This is a genomic window from Streptomyces sp. NPDC021622, assembly GCF_040640795.1.
In the GTDB taxonomy this organism is placed as follows: domain Bacteria; phylum Actinomycetota; class Actinomycetes; order Streptomycetales; family Streptomycetaceae; genus Streptomyces.
In genome coordinates, this window is sequence record NZ_JBFACK010000022.1 from 36197 (window position 1) to 56482 (window position 20286).

Consider the following 20286-nt stretch of genomic DNA (forward strand, 5'->3'; position numbering starts at 1 on the left):
GGAGCGCATGCGACTGGAACGACGCAAGGCGGCAGAGCTCAGCGATATCCGGCCCCAACTCCTCGACGTCTACGCGGAAATCTATGCCGACCGGCTCGCCGGGGACTTCCACAGTGTCGAGCGGTTCGACGAGCGGCTCGGATGGAACACCGAAGTCCCCGGATTCGCCGCGGTCGTCGGCTACCTCGACGATCGGCCCGTCGGCTACGCCTACGGCTGCACCCTGCAGATGGGAACCCGATGGTGGAGCGGACTACGCACTCCGGTCCCGGACGGCGCCACCGCCGAGGACGGCACCCGCACCTTCGCCCTGTCGGAGTTGATGGTTGTCGACAAGGTACGCGGTACCGGTGCGGCGAAGGCGATCCACGACGAACTGCTCGCTGGCCGCCGCGAGCAGCGGGTGACGCTCCTTGTTGAACACGACCATCCCGGCGTGCGCAGCCTGTACGAGGCATGGGGCTATGAGTGGTTCGGCGATGTGCAGCCGTTCGACGACTCGCCGCTGTACGACGCCATGGTGATGTCGCTCGTCCCTGAGGCTGTCCCTTAAAGACAGTCTTGGCCTGCTGCTCTGAGCTGGGGACGGCCACCGGGTATCCACAACCGTTCCCCAAGATCTGTGCTACATCGACGCAGCTACACCTAGGGAGCTCGGGGGGGGTGCCTCTATGTCTTTGGTCAAGGGAAACGGGGGTGCGATGGGTCGGTGAGCCGGGGCAGCATGGTGGCGTGGCTGATCTGCTGTGGGATGACGTGAAGTGCTTCTTCGACCCGGACTCGATGGGGTCGCTGCCGGACGTGCGTGTCCCGGATGCCTCGGTGGAGGACTGGCAGGCGGTCCTCGATCTGGTCGCGGAGAAGAGATGGAAGTGCCAGTACTCCGAAGGAGAGTTGGTGCTTCCGGTGCCCCGGGCGGAGGCTGTGCTGTCCCGTCCGGCAGATGTCGAGTGTCCGGACCTGCGGGTCTGGCCGACTGCCGATGTGTTGGCGATCTTCCGTTTCCATGCTGCCGATGAAGTCGACTTCGACGTCGACCTGCGGGAGTTGCAGGGCCAAGAGCGGCTGAACGTGTTCTGCCGGTTCCTCCGGGAGATCGGGCAGCGGCTGGGCAAGCCGGTGCTGATGGATCCGGAGGGCGACCCTGGTCATCCGGTGATCGGCTTCGATGTCCAGGCCGATCGAGTCGTTCTCCTCGCAGACCCGCAGTTCAGGTGACTGCGGCTGACGGCTGCGGTTCGTAGAAGGTCCCGTCGCGAAGCATCGCAAAGAGGACGTCGGCCCGGCGCCTTGCGAGGCAGAGCAGGGCCTGGGTGTGGTGCTTGCCCTGGGCGATCTTCTTGTCGTAGTAGGCCCGGGACGGGGGGTCGCCCAAGGAGGCGAACGCGGAGAGGAAGAAAGCCCGTTTGAGCTGCTTGTTTCCTCTCCTGGAGGGCTGTTCACCGCGGATCGAGGAGCCTGAGCTTCGGGTTGCCGGGGCGAGTCTGGCGTAGGCGGCGAGGTGGCCGGCGGTCGGGAAGGTGCTGCCGTCACCGACCTCGATCAGAATGCGGGCTCCGGTCCTGACGCCGACTCCCGGCATCACGTCAGGACCTTCGAAAGAGGGTGGGCCTCCAGCAGTTCCTCGATCCGCGCGGCCAGCAGCTTGTGAGGACAGCTTTGGCGATGACGGTCATGCGGCTCGGGCTGATGCGCGATCTTCGGAAGATCTGCCAGGACTTCAGCCGTGCCATGCCGCGTTCGACCGGTGCCCTGCTTGCTGCCAGGGCCCGGTTGACGGTGCGCTGGGTGAGGGTGAGTTCACCGTGCGGTGGGCGTTTGAGTCCGGTGGTGACCCAGGGGTCGGCGCCCTGGTAGGCGCGGTCGGCGAGGATCGGGACGCCCTGACGCTCGCAGATCTGGATGATGCGGTGGGCGCGGGCCGCGGTCAGGTCGTGGGTGCGGCCCGGCAGTGCGGGAGAGATCCACAGCACCTCGCCGGCGGGGTCGGTGACGACCTGGACATTCACTCCGTGCCGGCGGTGCTTGGCCGAGTAGTCGGCCCGGCTGTCACCGACGCGATCGCATTCGGCGAGGGTTCCGTCCAGGAGGACGAAGTCCGGATCACGCTCACGCAGAGTCTTGAGCAGGCCCGGCGCGCGGTCGGCGAGCAGACCGGTGACGGCGGTGACATACGCGTGGACAGTGCCGACGGATATCCCGAAGCCGGACGCGATCCGGGCGAGGGTGTCGTGGCGGCGCAGGTACACCAGAGCGACGAGGGCACGCTGGTGCGGCGGGAGTTTGCACCTGCGGTCATCCTCGCGGGTGACGATGAGCATGGTGACCCACTCGACCAGGGCGTGAGGGAGGTCGAGTGCGGCAGGATAGGGAACCAACAGGGCTCCTGTGCCGGTGGGTTGAGACTTCGAACACCTCAACCAACGGCCCGGGGGCCTTGTGCGTTGCGGTCCTCACCTCGACCTGTCCGACGTCACCCGATCAGTGGCCACGTTGAAAACGCTCACTGTTGGTAGCCGAACCACCGCCCAGCGCCAACGCTCCGGCGCCCACCGCGCCCGCCGCCAGGGCCATCGTCCTCTTGGTCGTGATCATCCCCACAGTGCGTGATACGCCTTGACGTCGGTCTCGGTCGGACCGTTGATCTTCTTCCCTGAGATGTGGCCGTAGTCCGCCCGCAGCAGCGAGGGGTACATCCGGTGCCGTAGTACTTGTGGGAGAACCCCAGGACGTGGCCCAGTTGGTGCGCGGCGACCCTCCGGCGGTGCTCGTCCGTGCCCATCCGCTTCCCGTTGTCCAAGGTAGGCGCGGTTCAGCAGCAGATGGTCCGTGCCGAGCAGTACGACCGGGCCCACTCCGACCACGACATCAAGTGAGGCCGCCGGGCGGGCTCCACCACCCGGACCGATCGGCGCGTCACTCAACGTGACGAACACGCCACTGCCGATAATGGCGTCATGCCGCTCATCACCGAGGAATTTCGGGACAAGCTGGTTACGACGGGCCGCCGGTGCAGCATGGGGCTCTGGGCGCTGGCGGTCGCGGGATTCCTGGTGATGACCGAGATCTCCCAGCTGCTGGCCGAACTGACCGTGGCCGACAAGCCCTCGTACCCGGCCGGCGCGCTCTCCGGGTGGCCCGGCTTCACGCCCTGGTCGGACGAAAAGCGCCTCGACGCAGTCACCGTGTGGACGCAAGCCGGCGCACCGATGCCCGCAGGGGACGGCCGGCGAGAGCTGTACCTGTCCTGGCTCAGAACGTATCTCGCGCTGGACCTCGCCGTCTTCACCCCCGCGTACCTGCTCCTCATCCACCTGGTGATCCGCAAGATCTGGCAGAGCCTCGGGGCCGACCGGCCAATTCCCCGGGCATTTCTCGACGGGTTCGTGATCGCCGCCCTGGTGTTCGACTGGGCGGAGACGGGCCTCACGTTCTTCCTGGTGGGCGATCTCTCCGGGGACCCGTCGCCAGCCCTGGCCCATGGGGTGGCGTGCCTGTCGGCGCTCAAGTGGGGTGCACTCGCACTCACCGCGCTGTTCGGGGTCCTGGGTCTTGCCCGGATGCTCGTCGGCCCCCTGATCGACTGGCTGGACAGGTGGACGCAGGGGACGCTGTCAGCGGGCCGCGTCTGGACGCGCCACCGCAACCAACTGGGAGTCCTCCTCATCCTGGCCCTGCTCGTCGTCGTCCCGGGCGACGGCCCGCTGGAGCAGCTGCCCGACATCGAAAGGGCCTGGGCAGGGCACACGAGGGGGCAGCTGGTCGGCGACCTGGTGCCACCCTTCGTCACGCTGATCGGATTCTGCCTCGCGCTGTGGGTCGTGGGGCGCTGGGGTCTGCTCGACGGTGCGCCGACGAACCGGGACAGCAGGCCGTGGCTGACATGGACACTGTGCGGGGTCGGAGTGGCCCTGCTCGTGGGGGCCCTCGTCCTCCACCTGACCGACCACGCCACGCCCGGGGTGTACGCGATTCCGGCGCTCATGCTGGTGCTCGCTTTCTGGAGTCTCCCGCTTCCGGAGGGAGGAGCGGGGACAGCGCGCGAGCCCACCGGGATTCCGGACTCCGAAACCCGGCCAAGGGTGCGCAGCATGGGCCGCGTGCTGGCCGTACTCCCGCTCGTCATCGCTGGCCTGGCGCTCGTGCATGCCTTTGCCCGGCCGTACCTGCTCGGTCCCGAGATCGCGGAGCGCGCAGGTGAGGTGCACCAGATCGGGGTCTACGGGTACGTACAGCTCTTGTTCTGGATCGGAGTGGGCAGTGCGGCATTGACCGGTCCGGTGGTCAACGAACTGGTCCGGATGGGCGAGGACCGGTGGCTCGAGCCCGCCGCTCTGAGCCCGGCGGCGGAGACGGGTCCAGAGGCGGGTTCTGCGACGGTTCCGGAGGCGGAGGCCCTTCCAGGGGCGGTTCCGAAGGCGGCGGCAACACGGCTGCCGGCGATCCTCGGCGCCGTGCTGTTGGCCGCGGCGATCGTCTTGGGAGTCCTCCTGACCGTCTGGCCGGGCGTGTGGGGGCCTCGACTGCGCAGCCTCGGTGTCCTCGTCGTCCTGCTGACGACCGTGACGCTCGTCGCGGGCTGGCTGGCACGGCGCTCCGAGTTCCACCTGCCGCTGCCGGCACTGCGCTACCTGCGCTTCCGGCTCACTCCGGTCTGGCTGCTGGTCATCGCTGCGCTGGTGCTGGAGGCCCAGCTGGACACCGCCGGCGGCTACCACGAGGTGCGGCTCAAGCCGCGGTCGGCATCGGGCGCCGCCCCGGCCGCGCCGGCCCAACCCTTCGACGCGAAGGCTTCCTTCGGCGCCTGGCGGGCGGCGGTGCAGGCCTGCATGGATGCCGACAAGACGCTCAAGCCCGCAACGGCCGTGCCGATGGTCTTCGTCGCCGCGCCGGGCGGCGGAATCCGCGCTGCGTACTGGACCGGGTCCGCAATGGACGAGATGACCAGGCGTCCGTGCGCCCGGGAGATGCTCTTCGGCGCCAGCGGTGTGTCCGGCGGCTCTCTGGGCCTGGTCGGCCACGGGCTGGGACCGCGGGAAGGCAAGCCCGCTGCGAGCGCCGGCCGGGACTTTGCCGCCCGCCTCTCCGGAGAGGACACGCTCGCCTCCGACCTGGCCGCCATGTTCTACCGCGACCTGCCGCGCGCCCTGCACGGGATCAACAGCATGGGAAACCTGCGGCCGGGCGACCGCGCCACCGTGTTCGAACGCTCGTGGGAGAACCTGGACGAGCGCCTCCAGGACGACTTCTTCACGAGTTCCCTCCAGCCCCGCCCCGATGCCAGCCCGCGCCCGGTGCTGCTGCTGAACGGCACCGATGTGAACTCCGGCTGCCGAGTCGTCGTGTCGTCCGTCTGGTCGACGGGCGGTCCTGGCGGAGCGGCCCTGCCGACGCTGAACTGTCGGCGCATGGAAGTGACGACGCCACCAGTGAGCACTGGCGGCGAGTCAGCCACGGCCGGGTTCGCGGCCGGCGCCATCGACGCGGCCGCCTACACCGACCACCGCGCCTGCCGGAAGGACGGGCTCGACCAGGGGCTCCGCCTGTCCACGGCGGTGCACCTGTCGGCCCGCTTCCCCTACATCTCGCCGTCCGGACGCATGCACCGCTGCGTCACGGACGGTAATCCGCAGAAGCTGGCCGATCTCGACGGCGGTACCCTCGAGTCGAGCGGCCTGGCCCTCCTGCTCGAGCTGTGGGAGGCGGTCGAACCACACGTTGCCGCCCACAACCGGGCCGTCGCCGCCGGGTACGAGGCGGGCGCAGGAGCCGACGGCCGCTACGTCCTCCCGCTCCTCGTCGTCCTCGACAACCACTACCAGTCCAAGGCCGCGGCGCCCGACGCCGAACGTCAGCAGGAGGCCGTCGCCCCGCTGATCGCCAGCAGGTCCCCCAAGGCCGCGCTGAGCGTGTCCACGCTGGGGCAGTTGGGGCTGTACCGGTTCACCGGCGCGCTGCCGGGCATCGCCGCCGCCGCGTCGGCGATCCGGGTCGACGGCGTCGCGTGCCCGCAGGTGCGCAGCTTCTTCGCGGCCCCGTCCGCCCGCCCCGGCATCGCCGCGCCCCTGGGGTGGGTCCTCTCCGACATGAGCAAGCGGGACCTGAGGGTGCAGCTGAGGGAACTCGTCCGGGCACCCGACCAGTGCCGGGAACCGGCACGGCTGGACGAGCCGCCGCGGCAGACGCCTTCGACCTTCAGCACCTTCCTGAAGGTGCTCCGGGGACCGGTCACCCTCGGCACGGGGTGAGGAGAAATTCCTCCGGGAACTTTCCGGGAACACCCGGATCTGCGAACGCCAGGGCGTCCCCATCCTCGCCGACCGCGCCTACCAGGGCGCCGGCCCCTGGGTCACCACCAGGCTCAAACGCCCACCGGGCGGTGAACTCACCCTCACCCAGCGCACCGTCAACCGAGCCCTCGCCGCGGCGAGGGCACCGGTCGAACGCGGCATGGCACGACTGAAGTCATGGCAGATTTTCCGCAGATCCCGCATCAGACCCAACCGCATGACCGTCATCACCAAAGCTGTCCTCACCCAGGAGAGGCAACGCTGAAAACGCTCAGTGAGCCGGCCAGGCTCGGCACGATCAACGCGGCCGCCTCGGTCCCCGGAACCGTCACGGTCTGTTCGTCCAACGCGTCGAAGATCTCCTCGACCAGCCGCTCGGCCATCCTCGGCGCCGTCGGCCGCAGCAGGGTGACCAGCCGCCGACGGCCGGCCTTGCGGATCTGGGCCGGGGAGCCGAACCGTTCCAGCAGGGTGAGGGCGGCCGGGTGCTGCAACCGCGGCCCCAGTACCTGTTCCAGCGACGGGTGGATCTGGGTCAGCAGGCCATGGAGCCGGTTCGCGACCCTGGTCGCTTCCCCTGCGGGGTCGTCGTCGAAGCCGACGATCATCTCCAGCTTGGCGATCGTCTCGTCCTCGCCGTCGTCCGCCCGCAGCGTGTGGGGCATCGCCCGGGCAGCGTCCGCGATGATGAACGCGTCCCTCGCGTCCGTCTTCGCCTCGCCCGGATAGAGGTCGGCGATCCGCCGCATCGTCAGCCCCGGAAGGTAGGCGACCGGGCAGCCCATGTCCCTCGCGACCGGCCAGTGGCAGGGCCCCGATTGAGGCCGGCTGGTCGACCACGACCAGCACTGTTGCGTGCTTGGCCTGGAGTTTTGCGAAGAGCTCGCGGAGCTTGGGCTCGGTGTTGGGCAGGGCGCTAGTCGAACGCCTTCTTGCCGGCCGGGGTGACGGTGGTGGCGTGGTGTTCGCCCTTGCCGACATCCAGGCCGAGGAAGACGTCGATGTCGCCGGTGTCGATCACGTGCAGGCCCCTCCATCACGCTTTCGTCCGGCCTGCCCGGGCACCGAGCTGCCATATCCACGTTGCGGAGAGCTCTTCCGGCTCGGATGAAGCCGGTGCTCAACCCCTCATCAGCGGTCCGTCGATGCCTCCGGACCCGGTGACACCACCCCCCAGATCATCAACAACAGGAGGGGGAAGTCATGCCGGACCCGAAGGCCGGAGGCCCCATTGCGGAGCCACGAAAAAGGTAACGGGGGGCTGTGCAGGTCCGGCGAGGAACTGTGCCACAGCTACGTGCACCTCCACGCGAACCGCCTTCTCGGAACGGATGCGCCGGGTGAGGCGCTGGCCTTGGAGCTGCTCCGCCGCACACGGGCCGGCCTCGCCCGCGCGCCCCTGGCTTCAGCGTGACGCACCACCTGTTTCGGAGGAGGCGACACCGGGCCCGCCGCGCTGCGGTGTCCATGTTGCCTACGAGTGGCCACGGCGACGTCATTTGGTACCACCGAGGCGTCTCGAAGCGGCCCCAATCTGTGAAGATCGCCGCGCATGAAGTCGGCCTGGAGTAGCTCCACTTGGCCCCTATGGCATGTCGCTCGTGGCGCCGGTTCAGGTCGTCGCGGTACGGCTTCACAAATTCGGGCCCGTCGGAGGCGCCTCGGTGGATCCGAAAGAGCACGCCGCAGCCATGAGGAGTCGGAGTACGCCGGTGAAACTCCCTGGCTGGACGTCGAACAGGCTGCCGCGGCGGTGAAGCGCGAAGACGTGTTCTCGCAGCAGATCGCGGGTGAGAGCACGGTTCTTGTGGTTCCGGCATCAGAGTCTGCTGAGCCAGCGCATCAAGTGGAGGGATTGCTCGTTGCTCCTGGAAAGCACCTGGGGAGGGACGGGTATGGCCGTACCGCGGCTTCGGCGTACTGGCAGGCTGCGTGGCAGCAGCCGTGCGCGGCTCCAATCCATACGCCAGCGCCGGCATCGGCGGGCCGGCAGACAGCCGCGTGATTGGACTCAAGTCGCAGCAGCCGTAGGAGCATTCACTGCCGGTGCAGGTCTCCTGTTCACTGCGGTCGCTACATGGGCCGGATACCAGGCAACGAAGGTCACGCTGGAGCAAGCCGAAGACGCCAGGAAACAAGAAGCCCGCACTCAGGCGGAGATGCTTGTTTGGTGGGAGCAAAACATCGACGGGTACTCCACGACCATTGCCAATACCTCATCCCGCCCTGTCAAACACCTCACGGCCTACTTGCACACGGGCGGTACCGATGAGGTGAAGGCCGTCATGCTTCCGAACTTGCCGCCGTGTACACACTTCACTGCGGACCGCGCCGCCTTGGCTAAGCGAATGAAAATGTCAGACGATCCCGCGGACGGCTTCACCACCGTCATGGCCGTGCTGTCGTTCAACGACTCCAGAGCGCAGCGCTGGACGCTCACGCAGGGCGACACGCTCGCACTCGTGTCGGACAAAGACGCTGAACGCAAGGCTGCGGAAAAGGAGACGAAAGTGAAAATCGTTCACGACCTCGTGCCGACATGGAATGGGGCGCCCGACGCTCACCTCGTCAAGAAGTCTGACCCCGACTCATGCGGACGGGTTCCCTGACGGCATGGGTCTGGGCTCCGCCATCGCATGGATCGCCACCGTGAATGGCCCGTGCCTACGACCCGTGTCAGCCGCACCCGCCCTACTCAGGGCTGTACGTCAGTAACCTGCGACCACGGGCTCCAGAAAGCCCAAGGCATCCCGGTCTCCGCGTGAGTCGTCGGCATGGTGCAACTCGCGGTGTGGCTGCGGCGTGCTCTTTCGGATCCACCGAGGCGCCTCCGACGGGCCCGAATTTGTGAAGCCGTACCGCGACGACCTGAACCGGCGCCACGAGCGACATGCCATAGGGGCCAAGTGGAGCTACTCCAGGCCGACTTCATGCGCGGCGATCTTCACAGATTGGGGCCGCTTCGAGACGCCTCGGTGGTACCAAATGACGTCGCCGTGGCCACCTACGAGAGCCCTTCCGCGCCCAGCAGGCGACCAAGGTCAGCAAGCGCCTTCCGCGGGAAGCCGTCACGCAGCAAGGCCACGGCTCGGTCGAAGTCCTGGAGCTGCCCTCCACTCTCGACGAGCCACAGCCGCGAGTCGGCGACCGGAATGCTGCCCTAGGCCTGGCCTGGCGCGTCATCTCAGATCGGGTCCAGCACGGTGCCGTCAGGACGCACGACCCAGGCGCGAGGAAGGTAGAACTCGAGCCCGGCATGGGTGAGGGCGAACCCCTCGAAATACGCCAAACCTTCGTGACGGTGGGCCTGGGCTTAGCGGGCCGCATTGCTGCGAGGCCGGAAGACTAAGAACAAGCTCAGGGGGCGGCTCCGTCAGGCGCGATGGGTGGCCGGGCCTGGCCGTATTGGGTCACTGGTTATCGCGGCTCTGGTGGGAAGAAGATGGAGCTCGCTGGGGGCCGGAGTTGCGGCGAATGCTGCTTCGAAGTTCGTGCCAGGCGCTGACGACCTCGGCGACCTTGCCTAGCAGTTCGCGTAATTGTCCCAGGATGAGAAGGACCACGCCGAAGCCGGCCAAGACGTACAGGGTGACGCTGTCCCAGTTCACGAGGCGTCCTCGTCATGCGCTTCTTGGATGGCTTGCGGAAGGACACGGTCGAGCCAATCAGGGGCGGAGCCGAGCCGTTCGAGCTGCCGCCTGGCGTTCTTTCCGTAAACGGCGTGGCCCCATCGGAAGCGGAGCTGGATACCGCATCGCGAGCCTTCACGGTGCGCCAGTTCGTATGTGCACTGTCGCATATACCGGTCACTCGTCAGCGGCGGGTCGTTACAGGTGCAGTGATGCTCGACGACCTTGAGTGGCAGCCCCCAGAAAGGATCAGTAATCCTAGCGAGCAGGGTGTCATGGTCGAGACGCACGTCACGGCGCGTGTCGAGTTCGAAGATCCAATCTTCGCCGGTGATCCATGACCGTGTGGAGTAAGCCGTGCTGGCGGTATGGAACAGAGCGATCCTTCGCAGCAGGCCAGCACCGATCCAGGCGATGTCCCGTTCCGTCCCCCGGACTAGTGGGTGCCGCTGCTCATCCTGCCGTTCTTCGTCGCTGAAGAAGCGGGATCGCCACAGGGCCGGGGCGTGGGCCCTGCCCAGGGACTCCCAGCGTTCGTCGAGGTAGTCCTTCCACGTGGTGCCGGGGACGCCGCGGATGATGAGTCGGCTACCGGTCTCGGCCAGAGTGAGATGGAGGTCGCTACCGCGGATCGCGGCGATCCGCAGTCCAAGGACGCCGTTCACCTGGACGCCAGGTTCGGAGTACGGCAAGAGGCGATCCATGGCGTGCCAGGCCACGGGATAGTCCTCGCCGTCGGAAAGCTCAACGTGAGGGTCGAGATGGACCACGATGGGCTTGCCTGGGCTCAGACGTACGTTGGCGACTCCCACCGGGTGCGCCGACCATGAGCCGCCGTCGCCGAGTTTCGACAAGACCTGCGACTCGAGCAGCGCCTGATCGCCTGAGGAGTCCGGCAACGGCGTCCGACTGCTCGCGTTCTTAAGGGCGTCCAGGGCGAATTGATACGGCTCACCGGTGTAGGTGATCCGGGTCCGGACCAGGTTGGAGAGGCGTCCGCCAGCAGACATTGCACGATCCATCCTCGAACGCTGCTGCCCCGAAACGCCCGACAACTGATCGGCGCACCCTGCGTGGGTGCCATCGGACACACACATCGAACCCTGGTGAAGCTAAGGCTTCTTCGTCCTTTGGGTGACGCTGCACTGGGGCAGCTCAGCGTCAGGACAGGCCCCCTGAAGGCCCTAGTCAGATTACCAGGGGGCGATGTGATGCGTAGGCCGATTGCCGTGTGAGAGGCGCCAAGGGTGGGACATAGTCGTCGAGTTCCTGTCCTTTGACTCGTAGGGCGTGGCCCGCCGCCTCGATGTCCATGCTGCGCCGCCACGCGGTCTGAAGTGAGCTGCACGGCGCGCGCTCGCCGTCTTCTCCACGTGCTCATGGCTCCCTGCCGATTCCTCACACCGCTGTGCTGTGACGCCCTATCGTGGATGGTCCGGCGGGGCGTCTCCTTTGGAGGGCTGGGTGGATCCTGAGCTGACGGCTTTGGCAGGTTCAGCAGCAACCGCACTGGTGGCGGCCTGGACCACGGACACGTGGACTGGTGTGAAACACAGGCTCGCGCGCCTGTTCGGTCGGCGTAGTGCGGAGCAGACCACGGCGGCTGCAGCGGAACTCGACGCCGGTCGGGCCGATGTGGCGGTCGCCGAAGCGACGGGAGATGTCGTACGCCGTGCCGAGATCGAGTGCGCCTGGAGGGAGCGGCTCCGGCTCTTGCTGTCCGAAGAGCCCACTGCTGCGGCCGAACTGCTGCACATTGTCGATGAACTACAGCAGAGCGGCACCAACGGTGCCCACTACGGCGGCGACCATATTGAAGTCCACGGAAACACCTTCCACGGGCCGGTTCAGGTGAAGGGTGTCCAGAACAGCCGCGGCTGAGGGACCCGAATGGCCAGCGAAGGCGACAGCATCGATGTGCAAGGCAACTTCATCGGCGGACCCGCTCAGGTCTCGGGGACACAGCACAACTACTTTGCCGCCAGCCCTCCTGCGCCTCTGCCGCCCACCGACTGGATCATGACCGGGCAGGCGGCTCCGCTGGACTTCGGCGTTCACCGGCCCCGACAGCGCGATGGACAGGCCACCATGCAGCCCTATGTGCGCCGGGACGCGGACGCGCAGCTGCGCCCGCTGGTTGCCCGGCTGCGGCGGACGGGCGGTCTCCTCGTGGTCACCGGAGATTCGACAGCGGGTAAGACGCGCTGCCTCTTCGAGGCCATGCGGCAGGAGCTGACCGGGTGTCGGGTGTGGGCGCCGCCGCGCAACGCTGACCTGCGGGGCCTGGCCAATGCGGTGGTGCCGGCGGAGGGGTGGGTCCTGTGGCTCGATGACCTTGAGGACTACATCCGGGAGACCGGGCTGGAGCCCGCCCTGGTATCCGACCTCGTGGGCCGGCGAATGGTCGTACTGGCCACCTTGAGGGACGAGTACGTCGACCGGTATCAGCGTCGCAAGGCGAGCATCGGCACGCTGGATCAGCCCCACCCCATTGCGGCGCACCTGGCGGCGCGCGTACTGAACATGGCAGAGCAGGTACCGCTCGCCCGCCTGTGGAGCCACGATGAACTTCGCCGCACGCGAAAGACAGATGACGCTGGCCTGGCGGAAGCCGCCACGCACCACGGTGTCTACGGGATATCCGAGTACCTCGCGGCAGGACCGGCTCTGTTGGATGAAATGAGTCGGGCGTGCCGCGCGGGTGGAAACCCTCGCGGTCACGCCTTCGTCAGGGCCGCGATCGACCTGTCCAGGGCGGGACTGTTCGAGATTCCCCTCACGGCTATCGAAGAACTGCATACCCGGTACCTGGAGAACACGGCAGGTATGCGGCCGGAGTCAGCCGGGGAGGCCTTCACCTGGGCAACCCGTGTCCACTATGGGGCGACCGGGATGCTCAACCCCGTCGGTATCGACTCAGTGGCCTGGAAACCCTTCGACTACCTGGTCGAACACTTCTCCCGGGGCGATGGCGACCTGCCAATCCACCGGGCTACCTGGGCCGTGGTCCGTAGGCACGTGCACGGCGCACACCATCTCCATATCGTTGGAATGCTGGCCGCCGCGTGCGACGAAGAAGGCGTCGCTGAGGACATCTGGCGTGCCCTGTTGGATGAGGGAAGTTCTGACGCGTGCTTCCGCCTGGCCATTCTGCGGTCACGGCAGGGGAGAGCTGCAGAGTGCGAGACCCTGCTGCTGCAAGCCGCCGATCTCGCGCACGAGGATGCCCCCTACGCACTCGGGTTGCTACTACGCGATCAAGGTCGCGTGTCAGAGTGCAAGCTCCAATGGCAGCGCGCCGCCTACGACGGAAACGCCGAGGCCGCCTACAGCCTTAGCTCCCTCCTGCACGACCAGGGAAGGGCAGCAGAGGCGGAGATGTGGCTCCGCTCAGCTGCTGACAACGGCTGTGGCGAGGCCCTTTACACCCTGGGCAAGTTGCTCGCCAGAAGGAAGCAGTATCGGGAAGCCGAACGCTGGCTGCGAGAGGCGACCCTCGAAAACGTTGAGGAATCGGACGAACTCCTCGACGCAGTAATCCGGCTCCGTGAGACCACCCAGGCCGTCGAAGAACTGAGACAGGAGGCCGAACTCGGCAACAGCGACGCGGCGTTCGCCCTGGGGGAGCTGCTTAGGTCACTGGACGAGGTGGCAGAAGCCGAGATCTGGTGGCGCTGCGCCGCACACGCTGGTCACCCCGCAGCAACGTTGAGATACGGATTCGTACTCTCCCTGATCCACAACGACTACGCGGCCGGAGAGCCCTGGCTGCGCAAGGCGGCCAATGCAGGAAGCATCGACGCCTCCTACTGGTTGGGGCTGACCCTTGGCATGCAACACCGGATGCGTGAGGCGCAGCAACTCATCACCCATGCTGCCCAGGCCGGACACCCGGCCGCCCGAGAACACCTGGATGCACAGACCGCGCCCTAGATGATCGTTTCCAAGGGGCCTGTCCCTTCTCAATGAATCCAGCATGCTTGTCGTGGATCCCAGCCGCGGTTGGGTGATCGGGCACGGGAGAAGTGCCGCGTGCATTGCGGAGTCCACCGTCCCACGCTCGTTCCATAGGGCAGTGGGTTGGTGGCGCAGGCTGACGAAGCTTGTCCGGCTGCGCGTGACCATGTGTGGCTTGAGCTTTCAAACGAGCCCTCACGATCGGTCTGGTAGAGCCGTGGGGCGAGATCGTGCCGCATGAATGCGGCTGATCGGAGGGCGAGCGGCGCAAGGTTGTCGTTCCTCCCGAGGCCGAGCGTGCAGCACGGCTCAAGGTGCGCCAGTGCAGGGCGCCATGTGGGACCGCCTCGCCGGCCACTCCGACTTGCGCCGCCTGCGGGCACGCGAGCAGCTCGGTACCCAACCCGCCCGAGCCGAGCCGTGAGGCCACACGCTCATACGTCGACGCCGCGCACGTGCCCTCGGGTGTTCGCGGCCCGCATCGTTTACTAACGCAGGTCCGGTGGGAGGTTGTCGCGGGCGGTGGTGCGGAAGAACTCCAGCCTCTCCGTGTCCTCCTCGACTTCCTCCAGCATCCAGAAGGCGTGAGTTGCCGCATCGATATCGCGACCGGAGGCGACCTCTTCGTAGAGAAGCCAGGAACCCCCGCGTACGACATCGCGACAGCGGTCCGCGATGTCGTCCTGCTCTCCTGCTGTCAAAGACGCGAGCACCATCATCAACTCACGCCGATGCCCATAAGGCACCCCGCCCGCCAGGGCGGCCATGACCATCGATGCAGTCGCGACGGCAGGCTGCATCAGGTTCGACTGGACATAGGCATGACCATCCGCCCACGACTGTCCCGCCGGCGCAAGCGGCTGCCCATCAAGCGAGCGCAGGAAGTCTCTCGGAAGGTGCGCGGCCGACTCCATGCAACCGCACCTCATGCTGGCCCAGTCATGCCGTGCAATTTCAATCCGCGCCGCATTCATAGACCAGTCCATGAGTTAATAGTTCCCCCTGTCCCATTCGCCGTTCTGCCATTTTACGTTCGATGGGAACGAGAATGGGCTCGGATAGTCGATCTGGCACTTCGCGCAGACTGGCTTAGGTACCACTACCGATTTTCCGTTTACCTTCTCGACGGTGACGGCATTGGTGAATCTTACTTTACTGGGATCGCCCCCGAGGGCGTTGCATACATTGCCTTCCGCGCAGAAGGCCATGCCTGGGCGCTTGCCCCCTGAAGAGGCGATGACGATTTCCCCGGTCTCGACGTTGTATCCGCCCACATACGTCCTGGTTCGAGTTCTGCTCGAAAAGTTCTTCAGGGCGAAGGATTCCAGCATGGATTCCGCCTGGCTCGACTGGCCTGCATGACTCCAGCCGGGCTGAGAAGCATACCTTTCCAGCGCTACATCCCGCTGTCCCCCCGAGCCTCGCACTCGAGGCTGCTCCCACGGCATCCGTCCGGAAGATTTGGCAGCCTGTTCTCCGCCACGCCCGAAGATTCCCTTCCCCCAGCTCCAGGCCGGGCCGATGAGGGGTGCGGCAGCGCCGCCAGCGGCGCCAAGCAGGAGGTCCATCGGGCTCGTGGGCTGGCACTGCACGGTGTTGACGGCGTACGTGTAGCCCATGCCGATCGCAGCGTCGGTGACAGCCGCGGTGGCCAGGGCGCGCCCGCCGGAGAGGCCGAGGCCGCTGGCGACGCTTGCGCCTGCGGGGGCGAGGTAGCCGGCGCCGGCGCCGATGGCGGCGCCCTTGACGGTGGCGCCCGCGAAGTCGCCCCAGTCGAAGTCGTCGCGGTGGGTAAGGGCGTAGATGCCGCCGCCGAGGACGCCTCCGATGCCCGCCCCGATGCACATGGGGCAGTTGCCGGTGGGGTCGGAGAGGTTGGCGGGGTCGTTGTCTGCGTAGTTGTAGGGCGACTTGTTGGGGTTGTCCAGGGCCGCGGGGACGGGGTCTTGGGTGGTGAAGCGGCGCTGGTCGGGGTCGTAGGAGCGGTCGCGCAGCAGGAGGCGGTCGGTGAGGTATTGGTCTTTGTACTGGCCGGTGTAGCCGTAGATGCTGGACTGGCCGCCGGTGATGGTGGCCTTGCCGCTGGGGGCGCCCCAGGCGCTGTAGGTGTAGCGGTAGTTGTCGGTGCCCTGGGCGTCGAAGACGGTGCTAACGGAGTTCTGGCGGTCCTGGGTGAAGTAGAAGCTGCCGTTGGTGCGGTCCATGGACCGTGCGGTGCCGTCGGGGTCGAAGTGGTAATCGCCGAGCAGGGCGCCGGAGCCGTTGGTGTCGGTGGCGATCTGCGGGAGCGCGTTGTTGATGTCCCAGCGGGAGGTGCGGATCAGCGCGTTGTTCTTGTTGGCGACGGTGCGGTTGCCGTCCGCGTCGTAGCCGAAGGTGTAGGCGTCGGCGCCGATGGTGGCGGACTTGACCCGGCCCAGCGGGTCGTAGGCGTAGGTGTCGGCGCCGTCTTGGTCTGGTTGCCGTCGTCGTCGTAGCTGTAGCTGGTGGTCGTCGTTCCGGCGGCGGTGGTCTTGAGCTGGTCGGCGGCGTCGTAGGTGTGGGTGGTGGTTGTGCTGGAGGTCTGGGAGGTCTTGAGGTTGCCGACCTTGTCGTAGGCGTAGGTGCCGCCGGTCTTGCCGGGCAGGCAGGACTCGGTCGTGGTGTCCGTGCAGGCCCGCGTCATGCGGCCCGCGTCGTCGTAGGCGTAGCGGGTGGGCTTGCCCGACGTCGGCGTGTCCGCGGTCAGTTGGCCGTTGTCGTCGTAGGTGAAGGCGTTGCTGCCGGACGGAGTGGTCACCGAGGCCAGCAGGCCGGCTGCGTCGTAGGTACGGGTCTCGGCGCGGGCGGTGGTGGTGGGCAGGGTGACCGAGGTGAGGTTGCCGGCCGTGTCGTAGGCGTAGCCGGTCGTCTTGCTGTCGGTGGTCTGGCCCTTGATCCGGCCCGTTTTGTCGTAGCTGTAGCTGATGGCCCGGCCGTCGGGGTAGGTGCGGGACTTGAGCGTGTCGTCGGTATTCCAGAGGTAGCTGAACGGCTTGGCCGCGCCCGGCGACGTGATCGTCTGGATCTTGTCGTCATCGTCGTACGTCAGGGTGCGTTTGCCGGTGGCGTCGGTGACTTCGCGGATGCGGCTGGCGTCGTCGTAGACGTAGCTCTGGGTCGGGGTGCCGTCGGAGTAGGCAACCTTGGTGGGCAGTTGGCGGGCGTCGATGGTGGTGGTGATGGTCTGCCCGCGCGCGTTGGTGACCTTGGTGCGGTTGCCCTCGGGGTCGTAGTCGTAGCCGACGGTCTTGCCCAGTGGGTTCTTGACCGACTTGAGCCGCCCCTCGGCGTCGTAGCCGTAGGTGGTCGCATGGGTGTTGGCGTCGGTGCTGGTGTCCAGGAAGCCGGCCGTGTTGTAGGTCATCAGCGTGGTGCCGGTGTCCGGGCCGGTGACCTTCTTGGCGCGGTTGAGCTCGTCGTACTCGTAGAGGGTCTGCTTGCCGCGCGCGTCGGTGACGGTCTCGATGTTGCCGGCCGGGTCGTAGCCGGTCTTGTTCGGGTGGCCCCGCGGGTCGGTGACCGAGGTCGGGTTGCCTGCCGCGTCGTAGCCAAAGGCCCAGGTGTACTTGGCCGGGTCGGCGCCGCTGGCGTTGCCGCGCGGGTCCACCCTGCTGGCCAGTTGGCCGTCGTCGTCGTAGCCGTACGTGGTGCGCTCGGCCTCCGGGGAGACCTCGGCGCTTAGGTGGCCGTCGGCGTCGTATTCATAGGACGTGGTGTAGCCGGCCCAGGTCTTGGACGAGGCAAGGCGGTTGTTGTCGTCCCATGTCAGCGTCGCGCCGTGGCCCAGGGCGTCGCGGGTCTCGGTGATGGAGCCGTTGTCGTCGTAGGTGACCTTGCGGGTGTGGCCCAGCGGGTCGGTGAGCGAGAGCGGCTGGTTGTCCGCGTCCCAGCTGAAGGCGCTGGTCTTGCCCAGCGGGTCGGTGACCGTCTTGCGGTTGCCGACCTTGTCGTAGCCGAACTTCCAGGTGTAGGCCGCCTTGGTGGCGCCCGTGGCATTGCCGCGGGCGGTGACCATGTCGCTCTGGCGGCCGGCCTTGTCGTAGGTCCAGGTCGTGGTGGCGCCGGTGCGGTCGGTGACCGAGGTGGTACGTCCGACCTTGTCGTAGCCGGTGATCGTGGTCTTGCCCGCCGGGTCGGTGACGGTGGTGGGACGGCCCGCGTCGTCGTAGTCGTAGGTCGTTACGCGCTTCTTGGCGTCGGTGACCGTGTGGAGACGGCCGGCCAGGTTGTAGGCGTACGAGCTGGTGTTGCCACGGGCGTCCGTGACGGTCTTGATCCGGTCGGCTGCGTCGTAGGTGAAGGTGGTGGTGTACTTCGCCGGGTCCGCTCCGGCGGTGTTGCCGCGTGGGTCGACGACCGTATTGACCTGGCCTGCGGCGTCATATGTGTAGGTGGTCTTGCTGCCCTTGGGCGTGGTGACCGTCTTCAGGTTGCCGGCGTCGTCGTAGTCGTAGCGGGTGGTCTTCCCGCGTGCCGAAGTGGCCGTCTCCAGCAGCTTCGTGGTGGCGTTGTAGCCGTAGAGCGTCTTCTTGCCCAGCGGGTCGGTGGCCGAGGTCAGCTGGTCGCCGGTGTAGCCGAAGACGGTCTTGTTGTTTTCGCCGTCCTCATATGTGGCGACGTTGCCGCTGCTGTCGTAGGTCCACGACTCGTCGGAGGCGCCGGAGAAGCGTCTCTTCATCCGCCCTGAGCTGTCGAAGTCCCACTGTGTTTCGCGGATCTCGGCGTCGACGTCGCTGGTCCGGTTGAAGTGCGCGTCGTAGCGGTAGTAGCTCTTGTTGCCGAGCGGGTCGAGCTGAGTGAAGAGAACGTTCTTGTAGTAGACGTCCGTCCACACGCCCCCGTCGGGGGCCGTGACGTCGGTCTGGTCGAACTGACCGTTCTTGGAATAGGCGAAGGTGGTGGTGTTGTTCAGCCCGTCGGTCTGCGACTTCACCCGGCCCTGGGCGTCATACACGTTCGTCGTGACGACTTTGCTGCGGGCGTCGGTGACCTTGCTCAGCAGCCCGCCGTCATAGCCGTACGTCTCCGTGGCCCCGTCCAGCGCTTTGACACTGGTCAGTTGGTCGCCGGTGTAGCCGTAGTCCACGACCCGGCCGTCGGCCAGCGTCACCTTGTCCAGGAGGTCCCCGCTGTACGCCAGGGAGGCAGCATGGCCTGCGGCGTCAGTGATCTTTGTGGGCTGGCTGCCGGTGTAGGTCAGGGCCAGGCCCTTGCCCGTCCGGTCCTTGAGCGAGGTCAGCTGCCCTGCCGCGTTGAAGGCATAGACGCGGTGATCCGCGGTGGTCAGCTTGTAGCCGCTGCCGTCCGCAGCCAGCGTCGAGCGGGCCTGTCCGGGCGCCTCGAACGTACCGCCGGACTTCTTGGCGTAGGTGGTGCGGGCTCCGCCCTCGCCGGTCAGGACGACATCGCCGTCGGCTTCGGCCTTGAGCCGCGTCTCCCACGGCAGTTGCCAGCCCTTGCCCAACGCGCCGGCAGCGGTGTTGTCCGAGGAATACACGCGCGCCGCGGTGAACGGGATGCCATGAGCTGCGACTTGGGCATCGGTGAACGATTCGGTGAACGCGCCGGTCGCGGTACTGATCGGGTCGGCCCGGGTGACGGTCGTGCCCACCGCACCGCTCGCGTCGCCGCACACCGCGCTGCAGGCCGCGCCCTCCGGCAGGACCGGCAGAATGTCGAAGGCGTTGTACGAGCCGCAGGACTCGGTGTCCGTGGGGTCATCCGCCACCGTCGTGCAGGCGTAGATGAAGTACCGGGGAACCGGGTAGTTGCACTCCGTGGTCGGCAGGGTGATCGAGGCGTTGACGACCGGGAATTGCTTGTCGGTGTTCAGGGTCGGCGCCTGCACGGTCTGTCCGAAGTCGAAGACCTTGTTGTCGTCCTGGTTGAGACGGCAGCCATAGGCGTCCAGCTTCCAGCGCACCTTGACCGGATGCACCTCGTCGTCGGCGCCCCCGGTCTGCCAGATCGCCGCCGAAACCTGCAGCGGCTCGCCGGGCACGCCGGCACCGATGTGGTTGCCCAGCGCCATCAGCCAACCGCCCTGCTGGGCGGCGGTGTTGCCGAAGGGATCGGCCGTGTACTGATAGAGCGCGCCGCTCGTATATGAGGCCGCAACGGCCGCGTTCGTGTAGGAGGCTGGGCGCACTGCCCCGCCGGTCGACATCCCCGTCGCCTTGGGGCCGCCCGCTTTCATCGCGCGCCGGTTCTTCTTGAGCAGCTTGAGCTGCTCCGCGGTGGCGGGCTTGCTCTTCGTCGTCGGCAGACCATGCGACTTCGTCGCCTTCGCGCGGTCCTTGGTCTGGTCGCGCCGTTCCTGGGGTGTCACCGGCTTCTGATGCGCCGCCGGTGCGGGCCCTCGGCCTGCACTTGCGCTGTCGCCCCCACGA

The 20286-nt window shown here is 67.1% G+C and carries 12 protein-coding genes and 3 pseudogenes; 7 read left to right on the forward strand and 8 right to left on the reverse strand.

Annotation, left to right across the window (positions count from 1 at the left end):
* Nucleotides 1–7 precede the first annotated feature (7 nt).
* Nucleotides 8–553, forward strand: coding sequence for a GNAT family N-acetyltransferase (locus tag AB0G47_RS34800; RefSeq protein ID WP_360778135.1), 546 nt, complete (start codon nucleotides 8–10; stop codon nucleotides 551–553).
* 179 nt (nucleotides 554–732) lie between these two features.
* Nucleotides 733–1218: a hypothetical protein gene (locus AB0G47_RS34805; protein ID WP_360778137.1), complete on the forward strand. Its 486-nt coding sequence runs from the start codon at nucleotides 733–735 to the stop codon at nucleotides 1216–1218.
* On the opposite strand, the pseudogene AB0G47_RS34810 reads toward AB0G47_RS34805, so the two are convergent.
* Nucleotides 1211–1641: pseudogene (locus AB0G47_RS34810) on the reverse strand (transposase); the annotation flags it as partial. The gene AB0G47_RS34805 and the pseudogene AB0G47_RS34810 sit on opposite strands and share 8 nt — an antisense overlap.
* Nucleotides 1587–2378, reverse strand: coding sequence for a transposase family protein (locus tag AB0G47_RS34815; protein WP_360778139.1), 792 nt, complete (start codon nucleotides 2376–2378; stop codon nucleotides 1587–1589). The gene AB0G47_RS34815 and the pseudogene AB0G47_RS34810, both read right to left, overlap by 55 nt.
* 579 nt (nucleotides 2379–2957) lie before the next feature.
* On the opposite strand from AB0G47_RS34815, the gene AB0G47_RS34820 reads away from it, so the two are divergent.
* Both AB0G47_RS34820 and AB0G47_RS34825 read left to right on the forward strand, forming a co-directional pair.
* Nucleotides 2958–6248, forward strand: a complete 3291-nt coding sequence (locus tag AB0G47_RS34820; protein ID WP_360778140.1) for a hypothetical protein — start codon at nucleotides 2958–2960, stop codon at nucleotides 6246–6248.
* 13 nt (nucleotides 6249–6261) lie between these two features.
* Nucleotides 6262–6555, forward strand: a pseudogene (locus AB0G47_RS34825) (transposase family protein); the annotation flags it as partial.
* 4 nt (nucleotides 6556–6559) lie between these two features.
* On the opposite strand, the pseudogene AB0G47_RS34830 reads toward AB0G47_RS34825, so the two are convergent.
* Nucleotides 6560–7308, reverse strand: a pseudogene (locus AB0G47_RS34830) (IS110 family transposase); the annotation flags it as partial.
* Between the two features lie 877 nt (nucleotides 7309–8185).
* Between AB0G47_RS34830 and AB0G47_RS34835 the strand changes: the two are divergent.
* On the forward strand, nucleotides 8186–8899 hold the full coding sequence (locus AB0G47_RS34835; protein ID WP_360778142.1) for a hypothetical protein: 714 nt from the start codon (nucleotides 8186–8188) through the stop codon (nucleotides 8897–8899).
* Nucleotides 8900–9700: 801 nt separating this feature from the next.
* Here AB0G47_RS34835 and AB0G47_RS34840 read toward each other — a convergent pair.
* Nucleotides 9701–9898, reverse strand: a complete 198-nt coding sequence (locus AB0G47_RS34840; protein ID WP_360778144.1) for a hypothetical protein — start codon at nucleotides 9896–9898, stop codon at nucleotides 9701–9703.
* Nucleotides 9895–10941 (reverse strand): hypothetical protein, encoded by a 1047-nt coding sequence (locus AB0G47_RS34845; RefSeq protein WP_360778146.1) that lies wholly within the window; start codon nucleotides 10939–10941, stop codon nucleotides 9895–9897. Before AB0G47_RS34845 ends, AB0G47_RS34840 begins: the two co-directional genes overlap by 4 nt.
* A gap of 442 nt (nucleotides 10942–11383) precedes the next feature.
* Here AB0G47_RS34845 and AB0G47_RS34850 point away from each other — a divergent pair, with 442 nt between their 5' ends.
* Complete coding sequence (locus AB0G47_RS34850; protein ID WP_360778148.1) at nucleotides 11384–11800, forward strand: hypothetical protein; 417 nt, start codon at nucleotides 11384–11386, stop codon at nucleotides 11798–11800.
* 9 nt (nucleotides 11801–11809) lie between these two features.
* On the forward strand, nucleotides 11810–13852 hold the full coding sequence (locus AB0G47_RS34855; RefSeq protein WP_360778150.1) for a hypothetical protein: 2043 nt from the start codon (nucleotides 11810–11812) through the stop codon (nucleotides 13850–13852).
* A 512-nt stretch (nucleotides 13853–14364) separates the two neighbouring features.
* Here the strand turns inward: AB0G47_RS34855 and AB0G47_RS34860 are convergent.
* The 3 genes from AB0G47_RS34860 to AB0G47_RS34870 form a co-directional block, all read right to left on the reverse strand.
* Complete coding sequence (locus AB0G47_RS34860) at nucleotides 14365–14790, reverse strand: hypothetical protein (protein ID WP_360778152.1); 426 nt, start codon at nucleotides 14788–14790, stop codon at nucleotides 14365–14367.
* Between the two features lie 75 nt (nucleotides 14791–14865).
* Nucleotides 14866–16080 (reverse strand): RHS repeat-associated core domain-containing protein, encoded by a 1215-nt coding sequence (locus AB0G47_RS34865; protein ID WP_360778154.1) that lies wholly within the window; start codon nucleotides 16078–16080, stop codon nucleotides 14866–14868.
* 116 nt (nucleotides 16081–16196) lie between these two features.
* Nucleotides 16197–20225 (reverse strand): DUF6531 domain-containing protein, encoded by a 4029-nt coding sequence (locus AB0G47_RS34870; protein ID WP_360778156.1) that lies wholly within the window; start codon nucleotides 20223–20225, stop codon nucleotides 16197–16199.
* Between the last annotated feature and the right edge of the window lie 61 nt (nucleotides 20226–20286).

What these genes read in the sequence shown, in the direction of transcription:
- AB0G47_RS34800 (WP_360778135.1), top strand. Translation starts at nt 8, where the DNA reads ATGCGACTGGAACGACGCAAGGCGGCAGAGCTCAGCGATATCCGGCCC.
- AB0G47_RS34820 (WP_360778140.1), top strand. Translation starts at nt 2,958, where the DNA reads ATGCCGCTCATCACCGAGGAATTTCGGGACAAGCTGGTTACGACGGGC.
- AB0G47_RS34835 (WP_360778142.1), top strand. Translation starts at nt 8,186, where the DNA reads ATGGCCGTACCGCGGCTTCGGCGTACTGGCAGGCTGCGTGGCAGCAGC.
- AB0G47_RS34845 (WP_360778146.1), bottom strand. Translation starts at nt 10,941, where the DNA reads ATGGATCGTGCAATGTCTGCTGGCGGACGCCTCTCCAACCTGGTCCGG.
- AB0G47_RS34855 (WP_360778150.1), top strand. Translation starts at nt 11,810, where the DNA reads ATGGCCAGCGAAGGCGACAGCATCGATGTGCAAGGCAACTTCATCGGC.
- AB0G47_RS34860 (WP_360778152.1), bottom strand. Translation starts at nt 14,790, where the DNA reads ATGGAGTCGGCCGCGCACCTTCCGAGAGACTTCCTGCGCTCGCTTGAT.
- AB0G47_RS34865 (WP_360778154.1), bottom strand. Translation starts at nt 16,080, where the DNA reads ATGGACCGCACCAACGGCAGCTTCTACTTCACCCAGGACCGCCAGAAC.